At 36.7% G+C, this 22,532-nt stretch carries 17 protein-coding genes and 1 tRNA gene; 12 read left to right on the top strand and 6 right to left on the bottom strand.

Annotated elements, in window-relative coordinates; all coding sequences use genetic code 11:
* The first annotated feature begins 93 nt into the window (after positions 1-93).
* Both J7R10_RS02640 and gltX read left to right on the top strand, forming a co-directional pair.
* A complete protein-coding gene (locus J7R10_RS02640) occupies positions 94-1,755 on the top strand; it encodes an NAD+ synthase (protein WP_010704952.1) in 1,662 nt (553 codons plus the stop codon).
* 10 nt (positions 1,756-1,765) lie between these two features.
* The gene (gene gltX, locus J7R10_RS02635; protein WP_010704953.1) at positions 1,766-3,145 is read left to right on the top strand and encodes a glutamate--tRNA ligase; all 1,380 of its coding nucleotides are present in this window, start codon (positions 1,766-1,768) and stop codon (positions 3,143-3,145) included.
* A gap of 62 nt (positions 3,146-3,207) precedes the next feature.
* Here the strand turns inward: gltX and J7R10_RS02630 are convergent, their stop codons facing one another.
* Positions 3,208-4,611: a DEAD/DEAH box helicase gene (locus J7R10_RS02630; protein WP_010704954.1), complete on the bottom strand. Its 1,404-nt coding sequence runs from the start codon at positions 4,609-4,611 to the stop codon at positions 3,208-3,210.
* 146 nt (positions 4,612-4,757) lie between these two features.
* The gene (locus J7R10_RS02625) at positions 4,758-5,531 is read right to left on the bottom strand and encodes an NAD kinase (RefSeq protein ID WP_010704955.1); all 774 of its coding nucleotides are present in this window, start codon (positions 5,529-5,531) and stop codon (positions 4,758-4,760) included.
* A 254-nt stretch (positions 5,532-5,785) separates the two neighbouring features.
* Here J7R10_RS02625 and J7R10_RS02620 point away from each other — a divergent pair.
* The 3 genes from J7R10_RS02620 (at position 5,786) to J7R10_RS02610 (ending at position 10,966) form a co-directional block, all read left to right on the top strand.
* A tRNA-Arg gene (locus J7R10_RS02620) sits at positions 5,786-5,862 on the top strand.
* Positions 5,863-6,836: 974 nt separating this feature from the next.
* Entirely contained in the window at positions 6,837-8,375 is a 1,539-nt protein-coding gene (gene hutH / locus J7R10_RS02615) for a histidine ammonia-lyase (protein ID WP_010704956.1), read from the top strand.
* Between the two features lie 1,208 nt (positions 8,376-9,583).
* On the top strand, positions 9,584-10,966 hold the full coding sequence (locus tag J7R10_RS02610) for an amino acid permease (RefSeq protein WP_010704957.1): 1,383 nt from the start codon (positions 9,584-9,586) through the stop codon (positions 10,964-10,966).
* Positions 10,967-11,472: 506 nt separating this feature from the next.
* On the opposite strand, the gene J7R10_RS02605 is transcribed toward J7R10_RS02610, so the two are convergent.
* The 4 genes from J7R10_RS02605 to J7R10_RS02590 all read right to left on the bottom strand — a co-directional run bounded on the left by J7R10_RS02605 (position 11,473) and on the right by J7R10_RS02590 (position 15,927).
* Positions 11,473-12,258 (bottom strand): DUF1499 domain-containing protein, encoded by a 786-nt coding sequence (locus J7R10_RS02605; protein WP_010704958.1) that lies wholly within the window; start codon positions 12,256-12,258, stop codon positions 11,473-11,475.
* Positions 12,259-12,630: 372 nt separating this feature from the next.
* Positions 12,631-13,170, bottom strand: a complete 540-nt coding sequence (locus J7R10_RS02600; RefSeq protein ID WP_010704959.1) for a DUF1254 domain-containing protein — start codon at positions 13,168-13,170, stop codon at positions 12,631-12,633.
* Positions 13,163-13,759 (bottom strand): DUF1214 domain-containing protein, encoded by a 597-nt coding sequence (locus J7R10_RS02595; protein ID WP_010704960.1) that lies wholly within the window; start codon positions 13,757-13,759, stop codon positions 13,163-13,165. The genes J7R10_RS02600 and J7R10_RS02595 overlap by 8 nt, the downstream gene beginning before the upstream one ends.
* Before the next feature lie 17 nt (positions 13,760-13,776).
* Entirely contained in the window at positions 13,777-15,927 is a 2,151-nt protein-coding gene (locus J7R10_RS02590; RefSeq protein ID WP_010704961.1) for a transglycosylase domain-containing protein, read from the bottom strand.
* 349 nt (positions 15,928-16,276) lie between these two features.
* Here J7R10_RS02590 and J7R10_RS02585 point away from each other — a divergent pair, with 349 nt between their 5' ends.
* From J7R10_RS02585 to J7R10_RS02555, 7 genes are all read left to right on the top strand, one after another.
* The gene (locus J7R10_RS02585) at positions 16,277-16,513 is read left to right on the top strand and encodes a hypothetical protein (RefSeq protein WP_010704962.1); all 237 of its coding nucleotides are present in this window, start codon (positions 16,277-16,279) and stop codon (positions 16,511-16,513) included.
* Between the two features lie 18 nt (positions 16,514-16,531).
* Positions 16,532-17,200, top strand: a complete 669-nt coding sequence (locus tag J7R10_RS02580; protein WP_010704963.1) for a response regulator transcription factor — start codon at positions 16,532-16,534, stop codon at positions 17,198-17,200.
* Entirely contained in the window at positions 17,197-18,630 is a 1,434-nt protein-coding gene (locus tag J7R10_RS02575) for an ATP-binding protein (protein WP_010704964.1), read from the top strand. The genes J7R10_RS02580 and J7R10_RS02575 overlap by 4 nt, the downstream gene beginning before the upstream one ends.
* Before the next feature lie 160 nt (positions 18,631-18,790).
* On the top strand, positions 18,791-19,291 hold the full coding sequence (locus tag J7R10_RS02570; protein WP_244427536.1) for a tetratricopeptide repeat protein: 501 nt from the start codon (positions 18,791-18,793) through the stop codon (positions 19,289-19,291).
* A gap of 332 nt (positions 19,292-19,623) precedes the next feature.
* Positions 19,624-20,109 carry a cytochrome c maturation protein CcmE gene (gene ccmE / locus J7R10_RS02565; protein ID WP_010704966.1) on the top strand — a complete coding sequence of 162 codons (486 nt, stop codon included), beginning with the start codon at positions 19,624-19,626 and terminating at the stop codon, positions 20,107-20,109.
* Between the two features lie 7 nt (positions 20,110-20,116).
* Entirely contained in the window at positions 20,117-22,099 is a 1,983-nt protein-coding gene (locus J7R10_RS02560; RefSeq protein ID WP_010704967.1) for a heme lyase CcmF/NrfE family subunit, read from the top strand.
* Positions 22,096-22,506 carry a cytochrome c-type biogenesis protein gene (locus tag J7R10_RS02555; RefSeq protein ID WP_010704968.1) on the top strand — a complete coding sequence of 137 codons (411 nt, stop codon included), beginning with the start codon at positions 22,096-22,098 and terminating at the stop codon, positions 22,504-22,506. The genes J7R10_RS02560 and J7R10_RS02555 overlap by 4 nt, the downstream gene beginning before the upstream one ends.
* Positions 22,507-22,532: the final 26 nt, after the last annotated feature.

The following is a 22,532-nucleotide window of genomic DNA, read 5'->3' as shown; positions in this document are numbered from 1 at the left end:
CTGTTTATAAGAGAAGCGTTTTTTTAAAAAAAGAATATTTCCGATGATTAAGATAGATGTGTAGTCAGCAAATTGATGAAATGATATAAAGGTATGAAAAATAATTTTCGGGTAGCAGTTGCCCAATTAAATCCTGTTGTTGGTGATATTGGAGGAAATTTTTCTCTTGCTGTAATGGCGTACCAAAAGGCTAAAGAAGAGAGGGCTGATCTTGTTTTATTCACGGAGCTTTTTATCAGTGCTTATCCGCCCGAAGATCTCGTTCTTAAGCCTGCTTTTATAAAGACATGTAAAGATGCTGTTAAGGAATTAGCAAAGATAACAAGAGGGGGACCGGGGATCGTTATTGGTCTTCCACTAAGGCGTAATGGTAATATTTACAATGGTGGTGTCCTTCTTGATGAAGGACAGATAATTGCTGAAGGCTTGAAGTTTGATTTACCTAATTATGCTGAATTTGATGAAAAGCGATTATTTTCTCCTGGTCCTCGCCCTGAGCCGATTGTTTATCATGGGATAAGACTAGGAATAGTGATTTGTGAGGATATTTGGAATGATCTTTCTCTGGGTGCAGAGCTTGGCAATAAAGGAGCTGAGATCATTCTTGTCCTTAATGGATCCCCCTATTCTCACAATAAAACACTAAAACGTATAGAAGTTGTTCGTGCGCAAGCTCTCCAATCCGGCATGCCTATTATTTATGCTAATCAAGTGGGGGGGCAAGATGAGCTCGTTTTTGATGGAGGGTCTTTTGCGTTAAATGGACAAGGAAAAATAGTCTTTCAAATGAAACATTTTGAAAGCCATATTGCTATAAGTCATTGGCAACGAACAATAAAAGGGTGGCAATGTGTTTCTGGTCCAAATGAAAATCTTCTCAATGGGTTAGCTGCTGATTATCAAGCATGTGTTTTGGGTTTGAGAGACTATGTTAATAAAAACCGTTTTAAAGATGTCATTCTTGGACTTTCAGGAGGAATTGATTCAGCTCTTTGTACGGCAATGGCGGTAGATGCTCTGGGGGCTGAGAGAGTTCGCACTGTGATGATGCCCTATCATTATACTTCGCAAGAATCATTAAAAGATGCTAAAGAGTGTGCACATCTTTTAGGATGTGATTATCAAATAATACCAATTGTGCAACCTGTTGAGATTTTTTTAAATACAATGGCGCCTCTTTTTTTAGGATTGCCATCTGATGTGACAGAAGAAAATCTTCAAAGTCGTATACGCGGCACTATCTTGATGGCGCTTTCGAATAAATTTGGCTCAATGGTGGTAACAACAGGCAATAAGTCAGAAATGGCTGTGGGATATGCAACACTTTATGGTGATATGAATGGAGGGTTTAATCCTCTTAAAGATATTTATAAAATGCAGGTTTATGCATTAGCTGAGTGGCGCAATAAAAACCACTTGCAAAATTTGAGGGGACCGGAAGGAATTGTGATTCCACAAAATATTATAGAAAAAGCACCTTCCGCAGAACTTCGGAAAAATCAAAAAGACGAAGATTCTCTCCCTCCTTATCCTGTTCTCGATGATATCTTGCAATCTTTTGTAGAGAATGACATGAGTGTTTGTAATATTGTTAAACGTGGGTATTTGCGCGAAACGGTTGAGAAAATTGAACACCTTCTTTATGGTGCAGAATACAAAAGACGACAATCTGCGCCCGGCGTAAAAATCAGTCATAAGAACTTCGGACGTGATCGTCGTTATCCCATTGTTAATCGTTTTCGCGATAGAAATTGAGCATTATTTTATGATAAAAGTTCGTTTTGCACCTTCTCCAACAGGTTATATTCACATTGGTAATATTCGTATTGCCCTATTTAACTGGCTTTACACGCAAGCGCATAATGGGACATTTATCTTGCGCTATGATGATACAGATGTTGAACGTTCTAAACAGGAATATATTGATGCTATTGCGGTTGATCTTGAATGGCTTGGAATTCAACCAGATGAAATTTATTACCAATCTAAACGATTTAGCCGATATGATGAAGTCACAGAAAGCCTCAAAAAACGTGGACTTCTTTATCCCTGTTATGAAACTGCGGAAGAATTGGATCGGCGTCGTAAAATTCAGCTTTCACGCAAATTACCTCCTGTTTACGACCGCGCTGCATTGAAATTGACATTAGAAGATAAAAAAGTATTTGAATTGCAAGGTCGTAAACCGCATTGGCGTTTTCTGCTCCCTAATTTTGAAAATAATCCTTTGCAAACAAAGCGAACGGAAGTTTGCTGGAATGATGCAGTCAAAGGAAAGCAGGTCATTGATTTGGCTTCTCTTTCAGATCCTATTTTGATTCGTGAAGATGGAAGTTACCTTTATATGCTCCCCTCTGTTGTTGATGATATAGATATGGCCATTACACATATTATTCGTGGGGATGACCACATTACAAATACCGGCACTCAGATCGCTCTTTTTAAAGCTTTCGGTGCAGAATTGCCTGTTTTTGGACATATCAATTTATTATCTACAGTTTTAGGAAAAGGGCTTTCAAAACGCAACAATGATCTTTCTATTCGCTCTTTACGGGCAGAAGGATTTGAATCTATAGCGATTCAATGTCTTGCTGTTTTGATTGGGACATCGCAAAATGTGCATCCCTATCCTCATCAAGCCGCCCTTTTAGAGCATTTTAATCTTCAAGATACTTCACGATCGGTTGCAAAGTTTGATATTGCCGATCTTTTCATTTTGAATAGCCATTTTGTTCATAAATTAACCTATCAAGAAGTTAAAACGCGGCTTCAAAGCCTTTCTATTGATGGAGAAAAAGCGGAGCTTTTTTGGAACGCGATAAGGGGCAATATCGATAAAGTGAATGATGCTGTTTTATGGTGGAAAATGCTTCATGATGAACAGAGCTTTGATACAGTGGCGCTTGAGGATCGTGCCTTTGTGCGTCAGTCAATCAATTTTTTGCCTGAAGGTGTATTGAATGATGAGAGTTGGAAAGTTTGGACGACCGCATTAAAAGAAAAAACCGGTCGTAGTGGGAAAGCGTTGTTCATGCCGTTACGTCAGGCCCTTACTGGAATGGATTATGGACCTGAAATGGGAAAGATTTTGCAACTTTTGGGACGCCAAAAGATAGTAGAAAGATTAGTTGCTCAAGAGGAATAAGAGCAGCGTTTTCAGAGCATTTTGTTCGTCTTTCGTATTATCAAAGACGATAAACTTTCCGTTTAATGGCGGGTTTTTATAAGCATAAATGCTGGAATATCATCGCCAAACCCAAGAGGAGAGGAATCTTTATTTTTTCGAGGGTGGTATTGTTCAGATGGTTTTGCCTTATGATTTGCGGTTTGAAGGTAATCTACTTCATCATCTTTTAAGAACTTTTTAGTTTGAACAACACGCTCTTTTTGAGAAGTTTTCTTTAACGATTTTGGAGATTTTTTCTTTAAAATAATATCATCTTCTTGATCATCGGTTGTTAAAGTAGAGAGATCTCCGTTGAACCATTCAATTTTTTCGTTGCTCATTTCTTCAATGGCACTAATATATTTTTGGTCAGATTTTGTAACGATTGTAAAAGCTTTCCCACTACGATTTGCACGTCCTGTACGACCAATTCGGTGAATATAATCTTCAGCATGTGTAGGAACGTCATAGTTAAACACATGACTTACAGCTGGGATATCAAGTCCACGGGCTGCAACATCAGAAGCAACAAGAAATTTGAGTTTATTATTTTTAAAATCGGCAAGTGTGTTCATGCGCGCGTGTTGGTCCATATCTCCATGAAGTGCGCCTACACTAAAATCATGTCTGATGAGCGATCTAAAAAGTTCAGAGATATCTTTCTTTCGATTACAAAAGATAATAGCATTTTTTAGTTCATCGCCTTCATTATGGATAAGTTCTCGCAAAACAGCTCTTTTATCCCATGAATTATTTCCGGATTTCACAAGGCGCTGTGTAATTGTGGTCGCAGTTGAGGATGCTTTTGTAACTTCAACAGAGACAGGAGAATGTAAAAATTGCTGTGTTAATTTGCTGATTTCTGGCGCCATTGTTGCAGAAAAGAACAAAGTCTGACGCGTAAAAGGGGTTAGTTTACAGATGCGTTCAATATCAGGAATAAACCCCATATCCAACATGCGATCAGCTTCATCAATAACAAGAATTTCAACACCCATCATGAGTAATTTACCGCGTTCGAAATGATCAAGAAGGCGTCCTGGTGTTGCTATAAGAACATCAGCTCCCCGTTCAAGTTTACGATCTTGCTGTTCAAAAGAAACTCCGCCAATCAGAAGTGCAACATTCAAACGATGATTTATGCCGTATTTATCGAAATTTTCTTCAACTTGGGCTGCAAGCTCCCGTGTTGGCTCTAAGATGAGAGTGCGAGGCATTCGTGCTCTTGCACGGCCTTTTTCAAGGAGTGTGAGCATAGGCAAAACGAAAGAGGCTGTTTTTCCCGTTCCTGTTTGAGCGATTCCTAGAACATCTTTTCTTTTAAGGACGTGGGGAATTGTTCCACTCTGAATAGGTGTTGGAACTGTATATCCTGCTGATTTTACTGCTTTAATAACCTTTGTCGAAAGACCTAAATCATCAAAACTCTTTAAAGATGGTATCATTTTTCTATCAATTGCTCTGTGATTTTAATTTCGCTGTCCGAATTATCCGTAAGATTAAGGAGTTACTCTCTTTTAGAGGGTTAAGGTGCTTTCACAAAAAAGTCAACTATAACAGCCATATACGTATAGGAGGTATAATACAATAATTAATAGCGAAATTGTTCTGATAAAATCCGTTCATCCCATGAATGGTTAGAGTCAAAAAGGATTGAGGCTGTTACTTCTTGTGCTGTTGAAATAGTAACTGAATGGACAGATTTTACTTCAACATTATCGGCTGCGGCATTTACGGGGCGTTTGTCCGGTTCGAGCATATCAAAGCGTACTGTTGCCGTATTGGGAAGCAATGCTCCATGCCAGCGACGTGGGCGAAAAGGACTAACGGGAGTGAGCGCCATAAGTGGGGCCATAAGGGGCAAAATAGGCCCTTGTGCTGATAAATTATATGCAGTAGATCCTGCTGGTGTAGCAACAAGGATACCATCGCAACTTAACTGTTCCATGCGTACCTTATTATCAATGCTAATACGAATTTTAGCTGCTTGATAAGATTGCCGAAACAGAGAGACTTCATTAATTGCTAGTGCTTCAATAGTTCCTTGACATTCAGCTTCTGCAATCATACGCAGAGGATGGATTTCTTTTTTGTGCGCGGCCGCAATACGGGTTGGCAATTCTTGTTCATGAAATTCATTCATAAGAAATCCTACAGAGCCTTGATTCATACCGTAAATAGGTTTTCCGGTGTTCATAACGTCCCGTACCGTTTGTAACATTGTTCCATCGCCACCGATTGCAACAACAACATCAGCTTCTTTGAGGGAAGAATGACCGTAAACAGCGATTAATTCATGAGTAGCTTTGATGGCTTCCTCAGTTTCAGAGGAAATAAAATGAAAGCGTTTTGGTAATGTCATCATGAAGAATTATCCTGATATTCACAATTTATTTTTAGCGCATTTGGGGGAAATTTTGAAGCTGTATATAAAAACCGTTTTTGTGAGAAAACAGATCATGGATAAGAAGTAATCTGTTTAAGCGCATCTATTATAGCAGGATAGCACAAAAAGATTGTGGGGGAATATAAACTATAAACAAGTATTTTTTACAAGAGTGATAATTCTTCATTGAAGCTGAGAGTATGATCAGTTAAAAGATCACTGTTCAGTTATAAGCACCCGTAGCTCAGCTGGATAGAGCGCTGCCCTCCGAAGGCAGAGGTCACAGATTCGAATTCTGTCGGGTGCACCAAACTTTTCAATTTCATTTTATATCATGTGATAATATTATCTAAGAAAAACAAAACTATTTTTAGTAAAGTAGTTATGGTAGGTATTGATTCGTTATGTACAGATAAACAAATGATGTTAGCGAATTGAAATTTTTGCTGTTTATATTATCTTTTCTTTCGCGTTCTTTGCATTTAGATAAAAATAAGCAATGAAAAAATTTATCACGTAAAGCCATTTTTCTTTATCATTCAAGCAATGGATTGAAATATAAGAACTGTATTTTGTTATCTAATTAAGAGAATATTTGATAAAAATATTCGTAAAACGGTATCGATTTATATTCTTCGTATTATATATTTTGTAATATCTATAAAAGTTATATTTTGCAGTATTCATAATTTTCATTTACATATTTTGGATAACTTTATTATATAATTTATCTTACCTATTTCTAGTGTATTCTCATGACATTAATGCAAAAAACTATAAATTCTCAAATATATATCACAGATGGTTTTTCATTATCTAACTGCTTTGTTAGATAATATATTATTTTAAATAAACTATTATTTATTGAGTGAAAAACTTAACCAAATTACAATATATTGTATATTATTATATAAAATTTATTATTTATAATTTAAATATTATTTTTATTACACATAAATAAAATGTTTATATTTGTAATAACTTAATCAACAGTATTTTAAGTATCCTGAAGGGGAGTTTGGAACACAGAAAATACACAACAGACTTCTCAAATAAAAAAAGCGGATCCTATCTCAAGCTGGGAAAGCATGCATAAAGGATTTTTCTGATAAAGTGGCACTAAAAGGTAAATGTTTGATCTTGTTGTTATAATTAAAAAATAAGCAGAATTTATTTATCTGGAAGATTTTAATTCTTCTAAAGAGAAGCCATAGCTTTTTTATTTTATAAAAAGATCGAGAATGCTAAGTATTATGCTTATCGATAAAGAGAAGAAAGAAAATTATGACTATTATATTAAAACCGTGTGCGGTAACGCTTAGCGAACTTGAGACTATTTATTTCAATGGTGAAGTGAGTAAACTTCACAGTGATACGCACCTAGCTATCAGGAAGGGAGCAGAACGCATTGCTGAAATTGCTGCTGGGAGTAAGCCAGTTTATGGCATTAATACTGGTTTTGGCAAATTGGCGTCGATTAAAATTGATGCAAATGATGTAGCTCTTTTGCAAAGAAATCTTATTTTGTCACATTGTTGTGGTGTGGGAGAACCTTTAGCTGAAAATATTGTGCGCTTGATGATGACCTTAAAGCTTCTTTCTTTAGGGAGAGGGGCTTCTGGTGTTCGTTTAGAGTTAATACATTTGCTAGAAAATATGCTTGAGAAAGGCGTTATTCCTGTCATTCCTGAAAAGGGATCTGTTGGTGCATCAGGTGATCTTGCCCCACTTTCTCATATGACTGCTGTTATGATGGGAGAGGGAGAAGCGTTCTTTCAAAATATTCGCATGAGTGGGGCATCTGCTCTTAAGAGAGCAGGGTTATCTCCTATTATTTTAGAAGCAAAAGAAGGTCTAGCGCTTATTAATGGGACTCAAACATCAACCGCACTTGCTCTTGCTGGTCTTTTTCATAGTTATCGTGCATTGTGTGGTGGGCTTCTTGCTGGAGCATTAACAACGGATGCTATCATGGGATCAACGGCACCGTTTCATTCTGATATTCATATTTTACGGGGCCATTATGGGCAGATTGCTGTATCGCAAACATTAGAAAAGCTTTTAGAGGATTCAGAAATTCGAGCTGCACATTTGCGTGGTGATGATCGTGTACAAGATCCTTATTGTATACGTTGCCAACCACAGGTTATGGGTGCTTGTTTTGATATTCTTCTTGCAGCAGCAAAAACACTCATTATTGAAGCAAATGCGGTTACAGATAATCCATTGATTTTAAGTGATGGTGAAGTTGTATCAGGTGGAAATTTTCATGCTGAACCTGTAGCATTTGCTGCCGATCAGATTGCTCTTGCTTTATGTGAAATAGGTTCTATTTCTCAAAGGCGTATTGCTCTTATGGTTGATCCAGCAGTCTCTTATGGACTTCCAGCTTTTTTAGCACAAAATGCAGGTCTTAATTCAGGTTTTATGATTGCTGAAGTGACTTCAGCTGCTTTAATGTCTGAAAATAAACAAATGGCACATCCTGCTTCAGTTGATTCAACACCAACTTCAGCAAATCAGGAAGATCACGTTTCAATGGCTTGCCATGGTGCTCGTCGGTTATTAGCAATGAGTGAAAATCTTTTTACGATCATTGGCATTGAAACGCTTGTTGCAGCACAAGGGATAGAATATCGTGCACCTTTAAAAACAAGCTCTTTTTTGCAGTCTGTGATGGAATATTTACGTAAAAATATTGACACTCTTAAGGAAGATCGCTATCTGGCTCCAGATCTTCATAAGGGGAACATTCTGGTGCGTGAAGGGGATTTATTATCTGTATTACCGGAAACAATTTTTCCTCAATTAGAACCAAAATAATACGGTTTTAGGACCAATAATGAAGAAGAGGCATTGGATTTTTGAATGCTCGTAAATTGTCATAGAAAATTTAGAGAAAGCAAGAATGTATTTAAATATTTAAAGAAATATATGCCCAATTATTTTCTGAATATTTGATTTCATGGTGGTCTGATTTATCAATAAAGGCTTATGAAACTAATATTGTAAAAACGGATTTTTTGTATTTATTTTTATATTATAGATACGGAGATAAATTATATTTTATTATTATGTGAATTTTATAAAATAAAATTATTTATTGTTTGTTATTTTTATTTTTAAATAGTTTGTAATTTTATATTTTTTAAATCAAAAAAAGAGAAAACAAATATTTAAAAATAGCATACTATATATTTTAATAGCCGTTATTTTTTTGTTTGCGCAAATTGTGGAGGTTAATGCAAATCTTTGGAAAAGGAGAACTCAAAGGGGCGTTTTTATTGCTATGGTAGCACAAGAGAAAGATATTTTTGTTCAGGTAAAAAATAGAGCTGTTATGCGTATTTCAGATTAAAATGCCGGAGAAAATCGTAGATCTATTATTGGACAACAGATTGAACAGGCTGTTTTTTCTGTAATAGTTTTTTTCCTTGGAAGAATGGCGTTTAAGGCGGTTAGAGTGCTTAAGAGATGGGCTGGGGCTGCACTTTCTCAAGCCTTTGAAGATTGGCGCGATTCACTTTATCATTGAATAAACTCTTTCATTGGTTTTAGAAATTTGTTCATGCGTCATTATTTATAGTTTGTGATTATTATAAACTCAAAAAGGAAGAAAGAGTTTTCTTAAAGTCACTAAAAAATTGAATGCATTTGCTTTTAAGCTATAGCAGTATGGGTTTTTAAGCTTTTATCTCAATAAACTGAAAAGAAAGCAGAGGGGTTGATATTGCATTAACTCTGATATGTTTTCTGTAGAAAAAGAGAGATTATAAAAATGAATTCAATGACAATTATTGAAAAATTTATTACCGCTTGATCTAAAGAAAATGATACAAAATTGCAGGCTATAAAAAATCTGAATTATTCACAATAAAAGTATTTTTTCATTGCTTACGGTAGAGTTTCTACCTAGTAATTGTTTAGTACTTTTTTATAATATATTGGTGAGAGAAACAGAAGCTTTATTGATCATAAAGCGAATGTTGAGGTATGGGGTTTGGTCAACATTTCAGCGAAGAAAGAAAGAAATGGGAACAAATGAACTGAAGCGAGGTATGAGTAAGCGCCAAATTATTTTTTTAGCTCTTGGCTCTGCGATTGGAACAGGCCTTTTTTATGGCTCTGCTCAAGCAATTAAGCTTGCTGGTCCAAGTGTTTTGATTGCTTATTGTATTGCGGGTTTAGCTATTTTTATGGTTATGCGGGCTTTGGGTGAAATGATTATTTATAATCCACTACCTGGCTCTTTTGCTCGTTATGCCGCAAATTATATATCACCATTGGCCGGGTTTTTAACGGGGTGGACATATGTATTTGAGATGATTCTTGTTGGTTTGGCTGATATTACAGCTTTTGCAACTTATATGGGGTTTTGGTATTCTGATGTTGCACCTTGGATATGGGCACTCAGCATTACACTGATCATTACAGGAATTAATTTGGCAGCGGTAGAAGTATATGGTGAAATAGAGTTTTGGTTGTCTTCCATTAAAATTATTGCGATTGTTGCGATGATTGTTTTGGGGATAGCAATTATTTTGTATGGTTGGAATACAAGTGCAAATTCCTCTACTGTGAGTATCCATAATTTGTGGAAAAATGGTGGTATTTTTCCTAATGGTTTGTTTGGTTTTTTGGCTTGTTTTAGTGTTGTTGTCTTTGCGTTTGGTGGTATGGAAATCATAGGGATGGCAGTGATGGAAGTGCAAAATCCTCATCAAACGATCTCAAAGGCAATTAATTCTACTCCAGTTCGTATTTTACTATTTTATATCATGACTTTAACTATTTTAATGTCACTTTATCCTTGGAATAAAATTGGACTGATGGATAGTCCTTTTGTTTCAATTTTTGAAAATCTTGGGATTTCATCCGCCGCAAATATTCTAAACATTGTTGTTGTTACAGCGGCTATTTCGGCGATGAATAGTGGAATGTATGGTGCTTGTCGTATGATACACGGGCTATCACAGGAAGGTTATGCTTTAAAGAAGTTTCAATATTTATCAAAAAATGGTGTACCAATTTTTGTAATTTTATTAATCTTTATCATTTTCCTTCTTGGTGTTATCCTTAATTATTTTTACCATGAAGGACTTTTCTTTCTCATTGCAGCAATGGCAACATTTGCAACGGTTTTCGTTTGGTTGATGATTTTACTTTCGCAGATTTTTATGCGGCTTAAAATTTCCAAAGAAGAGCAGGGCGGTTTAAAATTTCCAATTCCTTTTTGGCCGATAGGATCGATTTTTTCTATTTTATTTATGGTTTTTATTTTTGTTTTGTTATGGTTTTTTGATGATACACGGCCGGTTTTGATTGTAGGTTTTAGTTGGATTATTTGGCTTATTATTTGTTTCTATGCACTTAAATTTTATAATTTTAAAAAAACAAGGTGCACTAAAACATAAATAGTAAGGATGAAATTAAGAAAGAGAGCTGATAATTTCATAGCAGAGAGACTCCAAACAAAGCCATACCCAAAAAGCGCTTCGGCGAATGTAATGTTGAGGACAGTTGAGATACCTGTGGCGCGGGAGGATGAGCGACTTTCCTTGTACTAAAGCAAAGAGCTCTGCTGAGGAGCTTCAACAGAAGAACAGCTATATTTGTCGGCATCGGCATTGTTTACACCAACAGGGGGACAGATACCATACTGGACGGGGCAATGATTTCTGGAGTCCTTGTAAAAATGAGCGTTGGTGGAGATTTTATCATTACCATCCACAGTGTATAGTGGATAGTGGATAAACCCCGAATAAACAGAAATCTATTTCTATTAGCTATGGTAATCAATAGCTTATCAATATGGAGAGTAAGTGTTGAGAATTGAGAGCTGTTCTGTTCACTTTCGTTCGTATTGAAATTCATTGAAAAATAGGCTGTTTATGAAAGAGAATACTTCATTTTTAAGTCTTTACTCATCATCTTCAGAAAGAGGGAGTAAAGCGACTTCTGTATCAAGTGCGTCCATAAAATCAAGAATAAAAGCAGCATTTGTGCCAAAATCTCTGGGCATGTAACGTGAAGCAGAACGCATATCAACAAAAGTTGTATTTCCTTCACTGGTTAGACGAATGACAATATCCGAAATAAAACCAAGGTAAAAAGTCTTTGCCATTGTTTCAATATAAATTTCATCTTCTTTTCCTTTAAATTCCCGTTGCGCGACAATAGGCCAATCATGAGCAGCTAACACATTGAGAACCGAATTGCGAATACGATCAGGTGAGCCATCATAACGACGTCCCGACATTTCTGGCCATGCTGACATCTGTAATATGGCTTGTTCACTTAGAACACTCTTAAGTGGCAAAGCATCACTGGGACGTATGGTACGAAAAAAAGCTGGTGGATTTTGTGTATCAGTAGAAACATCATGAAGAGCTGGCAAAGTAAACCATCCCCAAAAAAATAACACCAATGGCATGGCGGTAATTAAGGAATAAATGATTCCTTTTAAAGCTTTCATGCCTCCCAAAGCGCCAAACGCCCACAAACTGTAAAGTGCTTTTACAGCAAGAAAAAGAGAAACAGCAATACAACAGGTAGAAATGACTATTAAAATGATAAAATCAACGACATGAATTACAGAAAAGCGCTGTAAAAATATTGAAAATAACAAAATAAAGAATGCCAATCCACCAAAACGAGGGGACCATACCGCCGCTCTTGAAATTAATCGAACATAATTTTTTTTCATGAAGTTCTCTTTTTCCCTCAACTATGAATCATAAGCAAAATTCTCTTCAAATTTCATATCTTATAAAAAGCTTCTGGTCATATGACAAAAGTAAAGCACTTATTTTTGAGGTCAAGGACGCGTGATGCTCTATCAATTTCCAATGATTATTTAGGGGAATTTATTGAGGAGAATAATCATTTCCTCTATAGTTTATCATAATTGGCTTAATTTTATGAGAAGATTTCTTCTATCGGATATGATGATGTGCAACAGAAGGTCTCCTTTTATTTCATATTTATCATTTTGATATTCGATTGATTGAGTTTTTAAATAACCATTTTACTATATTATACAAAGAAAGCATTCCTACAATTAGAGATTACTGTGCTTTTATCCATTAAATATGCGACAAGTGGCAGATGAAAAGAATTCTTCGCTTTTTTTCTTTTCAAGTAAAGAAGGGGCAAAAATGCGTAAGAGTGCAAAACCTTGATTCAAATTTTTAGCAACTAAAACGGAATTACGATTGTTTTTCGTTTTTGACTGTTTAAGTTCTATGATTTGTATCGGTTTTCCAATGATGAGATCGAGCGTAGCATGAGGGGTAGTTCGGTCATTAAGGCTATAGAAAATACTTCCGTCGTATGTGTAGGCTGCTAATGACCAAAATTGTGTTGTTTGTAAAGCCTTTAAATGAACTGGACCATTTTCGAGATCAAATCTGCAGACTTTAAGAAGAAAGAACGGATCAATAGACTGTTGAATAGGATTACGAGCATCCAAGTCAACAAATTGATAAGGAGGTCCCGATTTTTTAAGCTCTGTCCATATATTATTTTGCGTCCAATAAGGCATCAGAAATAAAACGCAAATATGAACGATAATAGCACCAATGCCCGCAAGAAGTGCTGCGTGAATGAATCTAGTCACAGTTTTTTTGTCCTGATGGAATTTGTTCTAAAGTTGGCATGGTGCGTTTTTGCAATGCCGTTGCGGAGATGATGGGGGTATCATATAAGGTCAGAATAAGTCCGAATTTTTTTTGACTAACCACTGCAAGCCAATTACCGATTTGCGGTGTTGATGAGATATTAATGCGGAATGAACCATCATTTTCATAGATAATATTGTCGGTATAGAGTTCGAAAGGGATTTCTTTTGAAGACGTATATGGTTTGAGTGATCTGTCAGCTGTATAAAGTGTAAAGAGGCGAGTTTCAGGGATGTATCCTTTGAGTAAGTAATGACAATGGGGGTGTAGTGGATGCCCGTGATTATCTTTCCAAATTTGGAAAATGAGCCCTTCTGCGCGTCCGAGAGAAATATCACCTCGTTTGATAATGCGTGCACGCGTATAGGGATCAGTATTGGCCGTTCCTATCTGAGGATAAGCGCTCCATTCTCCAATTGTGAAACGTTCAAAATTATGAAAGGAATTGAGCACATAATTAACACTAACCATTCCACATAAAATGGAAAAAACCAAGACAAACAAGGGAAGAACAATATAGACAAACATTATAGAATATTTCGAATTCAATGTGTTAAAGCTCCCATAGTTTTCAGCTTTAAAGAGAGTGAAGATGTTTTTTTCAGATCCTTGTTAATCAGACGCACAATATTCAATGTTTCAGGAGAGAGCGTATAGGGTATTTGAGGTGCAAGATCGGAATCATCTTGGGAGGGAGACGTTGGTGGTTGATAAGGGAGAAGAGAATCTTTAACACCATAGAGTTGTTTGAGCATGATATTTTGGTGTGCATGAAGCATAATGTTATGCCATATCATAGCAGGGACACCACCACCAAAAGCACGATTCATCGGTGAAAAATTATCATTTCCCATCCATACAGCTCCAGTATAATTACCAGTAAAGCCAACAAACCAAGCATCACGATAGGATTGTGATGTTCCAGTTTTTCCGGCAACAAGAGTCATGGGGAGAGCAGCACGTTTACCGGATCCTCGTGTGGTGACACCAACCATCATTTGGTTCATATAAGCTGCTGATTGTTCACTGAGAACCCGATGTGGTTTATGACCGTCATGCTCGAAGTCCCACACGACCTGTCCATCTGTTGTTCTGATTTGAGTAAAACCGTGGCGATTTCCAGCCATGCCTCCATTAGCAAAGACATTAAAACCGGTTGCTTGATCCATGGGAGTCATATTGGATGTGCCCAGCACCATCGTTTTGTGTGATAAAATATGCGCATGAATCCCCATACTTTTGATGAGATTGATAATGGGTTGGGTATCGCGGTTAAGATATTGATAGGTAAGATAGACAGGGACTGTATTGATGGAAAAGGCTAAAGCCGTGGCCAAATCGATTTTACCAAGATAATGACCAGAATTATTTTTAGGTGCCCAACCTCCCCAATTGATGGGGGCGTCTAAGACTATTGTTGAGGGAGATAAACCACGTTCCATAGCTGCTGCGTAAACATAAGGTTTGAATGAAGAACCAGGTTGTCGACCGCCTTGTGTTGCTCTGTTAAATTGACTTTTGCTATAATCCAGTCCTCCAACCATTGCACAGACAGCTCCGTTATTGTCAAGTATGACAGTGGCGGCTTGTGTTGCACGGTATTGTTGACCATATTGATGTAAATGATAGGCGATTGCTTCTTCTGCTGCTTTTTGAATATCAGGATCAAGAGTGGTTTGAATGATCAAATTATGGCTGGGGAGTTGATCATGCATTTTTTTGACTTCATCAAAGACCCAATCAAGAAAATAATCAGGTTGCGTATTTTTTATTTTTGTAACAGGTTTGGCAGGATGACGATAAGCGTTAATAACTTGGCTCTCTGTCATGAAACCACTGTTAACAAGATTAGAGAGTACCACGTTGGCGCGTGTTTGAGCGGCAAAGAGATGACTATGAGGAGCATATTTTGTTGGGGCTTTGAAGAGTCCTGCTAACATAGCGGATTCACTAAGGGAGAGATTGCGTATGTTTTTGCCAAAATAAAATTTTGCAGCAGCTGCCATGCCAAAATTGTTTCCACCCATATAGGCTCGGTCAAGATAAAGTTGTAAAATCTTTTTTTTGCTGAAGTTTGCTTCTAACCAAAGGGCAAGATAAGCTTCTTTGATTTTGCGTGTTATTGTTCTTTCATTTGTTAAAAACAAATTTTTAGCCAGTTGTTGTGTAAGGGTTGAACCACCTTGAACGACACTTTTAGCCTGCAGATTTTGTAAAATTGCTCGCGTGAGACCCTGTAAATCAATCCCCCAGTGATCAAAAAAACGCCTATCCTCTGTCGCAAGAACCGATTTAATAACGTAATCAGGCATTTCTTCAACAGGGACAGAAACAGCTGGTAATGTTCCACGTTGACCGATGGGATTTCCATATCGATCTAGAAAGAGAATGGAGAATTTTTTGAAAGAATACCAATCTTTTTTTGTCAATTCGAAAACCGATAGACCAACAATCGTGAAAAGCGTAAAACCAATCACCCCTAATGTGAGTGTTTCATCAAGGATTTCTAATATAAAGCGTTTCCACCCTCGGATATAAAAACATTGTGAGATAATTTTCGCCTTATGCCAGAAGAAATTGTTAGCAAAGCGGATACGATAAAGTGCTGTGTCGAACAGTGCATCTGTTTCAATAAATCTAGGACTATGGAATGGTTTATTGTGTTGCGCTTTCTTTTTTTTAAAAAAGTTAAACATTGAAAGAGATCCTGTGACAAAGTAATGCAATAAATCTATAATGAATATATGGATTAAAAGGCCTTTTTTGCTATAGTGATAACAGAGAAAGATTTTTATTTAGGATTACGATCATTTATTTCTTACAAATTTTATATTCATCTTATATAAATTATGTAGTTTTTTGCGTTTATAATGATTGTATAATCATTAAGGAGCTTTTATTTTTAAAGTTATTAACTTTTAGAAGTGTATCTCTTCATTATATTGTTACACAGAGAGAAAATTATTTTTTGTATGTGGTTTTGGAATAACTCAAAAAAAAACATTATTCATTTTATATTCAGATAGAATAGAGTATAAAATATCTATGATGAGAAAATTTTTCTTTTTTGTAATGGTATTAGTTTTTCTAGGCGCGGATTCTGTTCTAGCTTTTGAGTGTATTGAAATTGGTAGGGAGATTGCTGTCCAAAAAAGTGGGGTTTTGGTGCGTTCAACACCTGTTGTTAAGGATGGAAGAGATACGTGTGTGGTTGTGGTCGTAGTGCCTGCCCGAGAGGGTGAAAAGTTACGTCGTGTTGAGGTCACCGTTCCCGTTGATTAGGGCTTAGCAGATGTTGTGATGCGTATTTTAATTGTTGAAGATGATCGGAATCTCAATCATCAATTAGCGGAAGCTGTAAGAAGTGCGGGGTATGTTTCCGATAGTGCTTTTGATGGTGAAGAGGCTTATTTTTTAGGAAGTACAGAGTCTTATGATGCTGTAATTCTCGATATCGGTTTGCCACATAGAGATGGAATTCATGTTATTGAAAGGTGGCGTCAAGAAGGGTATTCCATGCCTGTTCTCATGCTTACAGCGCAAGATCGTTGGTCTGATAAGGTGTGTGGCATTGATGCAGGTGCTGACGATTACGTTGTTAAGCCATTTCATTTGGAAGAAGTGATGGCGCGGTTACGTGCACTAATTCGTCGAGCGACGGGGCATGCGACAAACACCTTATGCTGTGGTGGTGTTTTGTTGGATACCAAGACCTCTCGTGTTTTTGTTAATGATCAATTGATTAAATTGACTTCCTATGAATTCAGACTTCTTTCCTATCTCATGCATCATTGTGAGAGAGTGGTTTCAAGAACAGAGCTTACTGAACATCTTTATGATCAAGATTTTGACAGAGATTCGAATACGGTAGAAGTTTTTGTGGGGCGGTTACGTAAAAAGCTTGGAGTAGATTTGATTGAGACTATTCGAGGAATGGGTTATCGCGTGAAAACGTTAGGTGATCAATGAGTGTTTTAAAAAAGAATAACTGGTTTAGGAGGCTATTTTTTTTCGTTAGTAAATCTCTCAGTTTACGCGTTATGATCTTATCAACATTATGGGTGGTTATTTCGCTTTCATCAATTTCTACAGTCAGTATTTTATTTTATCAACGCTTAAGTGAACAAAACTTAGAGCGTATTCTTTCTACCCAACTTTATAGTCTTATTGCAACAGTAACCGTCTCACCTGAGGGAAATTTGGAAGGAAATGTTGGGATTGATGATATTCGTTATTCCGATCCAACAACAGGATGGTATTGGGAAGTTATTGCTTTATCACATAATCTAAAAGGAAGATTGACATCTCCATCATTGGGAACAGGAAGAATATTTGTACCGAGTGAAATCGATGTACCTTTTGACAATAAATTCTTTCGCTCTTACCAGATAAAGAGCAACAATGGCCAGAAATTACAAGTCATTGAGAGTGATATTGTTCTGGATAATCAAAATCATATTGCCCGTTTTCGCCTTATTGGGAATATTGATGAAGCACATGCACAGGTACGGGGATTTAAGCGGACTTTACAAATTTTTCTTTGGAGTTTTGGTATAGGGAGTGTTCTTATCAACATTGCTATTGTTTTATTTAGTTTTCAACCATTGAAGTTTATCCAACGAGCATTGAATGATATTCGCGAAGGGAGAAGTCATTATGTGAATACGGATTTAGTAAGTGAAGTTATGCCGTTAGCACAAGAAATGAATGCACTCATCAAGAACAATCAGCGTATTATTGAACGGTTTCGTACACAGGTTGGTAATCTTGCGCATTCGTTGAAAACACCTTTGTCAGTGACTATAAATGAGGTTGATAAGATGTGTGGAGAACAGGCTTTTGTGTTGAGAGAGCAAACGCAAATAATGCAAGCTCAAATAAATCATTATCTTCAGCGTGCACGAATTGCAGCACAGTGTGATAGTATTGTTTATCAGACATCTGTTCGCGGAGTGATTGATCGTTTGGTACGGGTTATGAAAAAACTTAACCCTGAAAAGCAGTTTCAATTTATTATGAATGTCGATGATGTTGTTTTTTCTGGTGAAAAGGAAGATCTAGAGGAAATTGTAGGGAATTTGATTGAGAATGCTGCTCAGTGGTCGCGCACAAAAGTCCTGATTTCCTGTCATTTAGAAGAAAATGTTAAAGAAACAGAATCTTTCAGTATTCTCGTAGAGGATGATGGCTCTGGTTTAACAGAAGACAAGATTGATGAAGCCTTAAAAAGGGGGTGTCGATTTGATGGAAGTAAGCCGGGAACAGGCTTAGGGTTAGCGATTGTTTCAGATATGGTCAAAGAATATGGTGGAAGTCTTTTTTTATCGCGTTCTAACCTAGGAGGATTATATGCAAAAGTTTTATTGCCCAAGGCTCTGCATAAAATATTTTCTTTTTAACTGAGAATAAAAAAGAGTAGAAATTTCAAACCGTTGATAGTTATAAAGCTGTATCTATTCGTTTAACTCTAACAAGACCGGCATGCATTATAAGAAAAGATATATTTTAAATGCTCTTAGTATTTTATTTGTTCTTTGTCTAACATGGAACATTTATAGTTTGACAGGTAATCCAAAAGTTAAAAGTTATTTTTTTAGTGAATTAATGGATAAGGATCCAAAGGCACTTAGTAGGCATGAACAACTTGTTCGTTTACAAGTGCTTTTTTTTCGTGCTCCTCATGATGGTAAGCTAGCAGATGCATTAGCAGTAGGATATCTAGAGGAAGGTTATTTTCAAGATGCCGTAAATATTTATTTAGATGCGCTTCGCTTGAATGGAGAATCTGCTCCAAGGCTTGTTGGGTATGGTTTGGCATTGGTTGGTTATGAGGGCGGAATCATGACACAAGAAGCACAAGATGCTTTTCAAAAAGCAGCGGATTTAGCGCCAAAAGATTTTTATCCCCGTTTATTATTAGCTGAAGCGCTTCATCAGGCAGGTAAGTCTGGAGAGGCAGTGCGGTTTTTACAAAATTTTCTTGATACAATGCCTGAAGATTTTTTAGGACGATTGCGTGTTGAAGCCATGATAGCTCAGTTACGTAATTTACCAAATTAAATATTGAAAAAGTAATGATTATAGCAAGTTTAGCCTATTAAATCAGAAGAAGTATAAAAATCCAGAAGAGTCAATAAAGTGGTGGTTACGCTAGGTAGTTTAAGATACGTGACGAAGAAATGAAAGAACGAAAACCAAGGAATGATGCAACAAAATGATTAAGGCATGCTAAGGGAGATTTTTTAGAAAAAGTAACTATTTTATAAGGGAATAAAAAGGTATTGAGAAACTTTTTAGGAAGGGAAAGATATTGGACTAAAAAGTTGCACGCATAGATAAGATGTGCGAAACTCTCATCGCGTGTTTATAAAGAGAATTCTCGTAGGGTGTCTATGAGCAGTCAATTGTTCCATAATTCTCCTTCATTGAGAGCCATTTTAAAGCAACGAAAAAAAAAGCGATTGCTGATGATTTTATTATGTTGTTTTGTGATAGCGCTTGCAGCAAGTCTTCTTATCTATGCAATGCGTAATCGTAATACGGTAAGTTTTTTTCGAATGCCATCTGAAATTACAAGGGAAGATATGCTAACGGGACGCTCTTTACGTTTGGGCGGTTTTGTTGAAAAGGGGACTGTTCAATATGTTGGAGAGAGGGGCATTATTTTTTTCGTAACAGATAACGTAAAACACGAAAAAGTGATTTTTGATGGAGTCTTACCGGATCTTTTTCGTGAAGGTCAGGGGGTTGTTGTAGAAGGTTATTTCGATAAACAGGGTTTTTTTATAGGGACGCGTATTTTAGCAAAACATGATGAGACTTATATGTCTAAAGAAACAGCTCGTTACTTGAACAAACGTCGCAGTGTGGAGAGATAATTCGATTGTGCTTGTCGAACTTGGTCATATTTTTTTATCGGCAGCTTTTGCAGTGAGTTTATTGCAAGCATTCTTACCAGTTTTGGCTATTTTATGGGGGGAGCGTTCATTAATGCAAATGGGTATTCCACTCACATATATTACTTTCACATTACTGCTTTTATCTTTTTTGATTATTATTCACGCACATTTGGTATCTGATTTTTCTGTTTTGAATGTTGTTGAGAATAGTCATTCGGAAAAACCAATATTGTATAAAATCACTGGTGTTTGGGGAAACCACGAAGGGTCGATGTTGTTATGGGTTTTAAGTCTTGCTTTTTTTAGTACGTTGATGGCGTTGTTTAGCCAACATTTGCCAGAACAGTTTAAGGCACTCGTTCTCATTTGCCAAAGTTGGATTACAGGCGCTTTTCTTTTATTTATTCTTTTTTTATCCAACCCATTTTTACGTGTTAATCCACCAGCATTACAGGGGAATGATCTCAATCCTCTTTTACAGGATATATCCCTAGCAATTCATCCACCTCTTCTTTATTTAGGCTATGTTGGTTTTTCAATTTGTTTTTCTTTTGCAATAGCTGCCTTAATTACAGGACATGTCGATAGAATTTGGGCACATTGGATTCGCCCTTGGGTTCTCCTTTCTTGGATTTTTTTGACACTTGGTATCATGGTTGGGTCCTATTGGGCTTATTATGAGTTAGGATGGGGGGGGTATTGGTTTTGGGATCCAGTCGAAAATGTTTCGTTTATGCCATGGCTTTCAGGAACTGCTCTTTTGCACTCTACTATAGTTCTTGAAAAGCGGGATACGTTGAAAAGCTGGACTTTATTTTTAGCTCTTCTGACTTTTTCTCTTTCTCTGCTGGGAACTTTTCTTGTTCGTTCCGGCCTTTTAATGTCTGTTCATAGTTTTGCTGTTGATCCAGCACGGGGATGGGCTATCCTTTTACTTTTATCCTTCTTCATGGGAGGAGCTTTTTTTCTTTTTGCTTTGCGCGCACCTGTTTTGCAAACAGGGCGATTATTTCAGCCAATTTCACGTGAAGGCTTTATTATTTTAAATAATTTGTTCCTTACAACAATAACCGCAACAGTATTGGTTGGTACGCTCTACCCTTATTTTATTGAGGCATTCACTGGACAGAAAATTTCTGTAGGTGCTCCTTTTTTTAACCTCACCTGTGGACCTTTAATGATGTTATTGTTGTTGTTGGTTCCATTTGGATCAATGATGGCATGGAAACGCGGTGATTTTTTTGCAGTTTTTGAACGGTTGTGGTTTGTTTTTGCGTTAGTTTGTGTAGCCTGTTTTATAACATTTTATGCTGCATCTTTTCGTGATATTTTTGCTGCTTTAGGAATTGGACTTTCAGTTTTTGTTTTTTTAGGCAGTTTAGCTGATCTTTGGGAAAAAAGTGGACATCGCAAGATAGCTTTATTGGTGCGGATTAAAAGATTTATGGGATTACCATGGTCCGTTTTTGGTGCAGCAATAGCGCATATGGGATTAGGTGTTACATTATTTGGTATTGTCTGTGTTGCGACTTTTGGGCAAGAGCGTATTCTCACCATGCACATAGGAGATAGGGTCACGATAGCAGGTAAAACGCTTCATTTTTATGAAGTGCGCGATGGTGCTGGTCCGAATTATTCTACAATGGAGTTTCATTTTAGAGTATATGAAAATAAAAGCGCTGTGCGAAGGGTAACAGCATCAAAACGATTTTATTCAAGTCAAAATACGTCAACAACGGAAGTTGGTATTCAAAATCATGGTTTATCTCAATTATATATTGTGCCAGGACGTATAGATAATCAGGGACTTGTTTTACATATATGGTGGAAACCTTACGTAATATGTGTTTGGTTAGGGGCATTCATGATGGCTATGGGAGGATGTCTTTCTCTTTTGGGTTATTGGTTCCGCATGAGAGCGTACAAGAAGCGGCTTGCTTTAAATTTTCTGGAAAAACAATTAACATGAAAAATCTATTGCTTTGGACTTTGTTTTTTTTAATTATGATTTTTCCTTTGCAGTTGGTGATAGCAGTAGAGCCAGATGAAATTTTAAAGGATACAGTTCTTGAATCGCGTGCGCGAGATATTTCATCACATTTGCGTTGTCCGGTTTGTCAAAATCAATCCATTGATGATTCAGAGAGTTCTCTGGCATGTGATCTACGATTTTTAATTCGGGAAAGATTGAAAATGGGACATACAAATCAGCAAGTTATTGATTTTCTTGTTGAACGATATGGTACATTTATTCTCTTGAAACCACCATTTAATAAAGCAACTTGGTTTTTATGGTTGTCGCCTTTGGTCATTCTTATTATTGGTGCAAGCATTATATTTTTTAGGATAAGATGCTACAAAAGCACAAAAAAATAATGATTTTGAATGCAGATGCAGAAAAA

The organism is Bartonella vinsonii subsp. berkhoffii ATCC 51672, assembly GCF_902825225.1.
Taxonomy (GTDB): Bacteria; Pseudomonadota; Alphaproteobacteria; order Rhizobiales; family Rhizobiaceae; genus Bartonella; species Bartonella berkhoffii.
Note: the sequence above shows the minus strand (reverse complement) of the source record. Positions and strands in the feature narration are given on the sequence as shown.

Bases quoted from the DNA above. Each gene is read 5' to 3' on its own strand.
- J7R10_RS02640 (WP_010704952.1), top strand. From the start codon at position 94: ATGAAAAATAATTTTCGGGTAGCAGTTGCCCAATTAAATCCTGTTGTT.
- gltX (WP_010704953.1), top strand. From the start codon at position 1,766: ATGATAAAAGTTCGTTTTGCACCTTCTCCAACAGGTTATATTCACATT.
- J7R10_RS02630 (WP_010704954.1), bottom strand. From the start codon at position 4,611: ATGATACCATCTTTAAAGAGTTTTGATGATTTAGGTCTTTCGACAAAG.
- J7R10_RS02625 (WP_010704955.1), bottom strand. From the start codon at position 5,531: ATGATGACATTACCAAAACGCTTTCATTTTATTTCCTCTGAAACTGAG.
- hutH (WP_010704956.1), top strand. From the start codon at position 6,837: ATGACTATTATATTAAAACCGTGTGCGGTAACGCTTAGCGAACTTGAG.
- J7R10_RS02610 (WP_010704957.1), top strand. From the start codon at position 9,584: ATGGGAACAAATGAACTGAAGCGAGGTATGAGTAAGCGCCAAATTATT.
- J7R10_RS02605 (WP_010704958.1), bottom strand. From the start codon at position 12,258: ATGAAAAAAAATTATGTTCGATTAATTTCAAGAGCGGCGGTATGGTCC.
- J7R10_RS02595 (WP_010704960.1), bottom strand. From the start codon at position 13,759: ATGTTTGTCTATATTGTTCTTCCCTTGTTTGTCTTGGTTTTTTCCATT.
- J7R10_RS02590 (WP_010704961.1), bottom strand. From the start codon at position 15,927: ATGTTTAACTTTTTTAAAAAAAAGAAAGCGCAACACAATAAACCATTC.
- J7R10_RS02585 (WP_010704962.1), top strand. From the start codon at position 16,277: ATGATGAGAAAATTTTTCTTTTTTGTAATGGTATTAGTTTTTCTAGGC.
- J7R10_RS02580 (WP_010704963.1), top strand. From the start codon at position 16,532: ATGCGTATTTTAATTGTTGAAGATGATCGGAATCTCAATCATCAATTA.
- J7R10_RS02575 (WP_010704964.1), top strand. From the start codon at position 17,197: ATGAGTGTTTTAAAAAAGAATAACTGGTTTAGGAGGCTATTTTTTTTC.
- ccmE (WP_010704966.1), top strand. From the start codon at position 19,624: ATGAGCAGTCAATTGTTCCATAATTCTCCTTCATTGAGAGCCATTTTA.
- J7R10_RS02555 (WP_010704968.1), top strand. From the start codon at position 22,096: ATGAAAAATCTATTGCTTTGGACTTTGTTTTTTTTAATTATGATTTTT.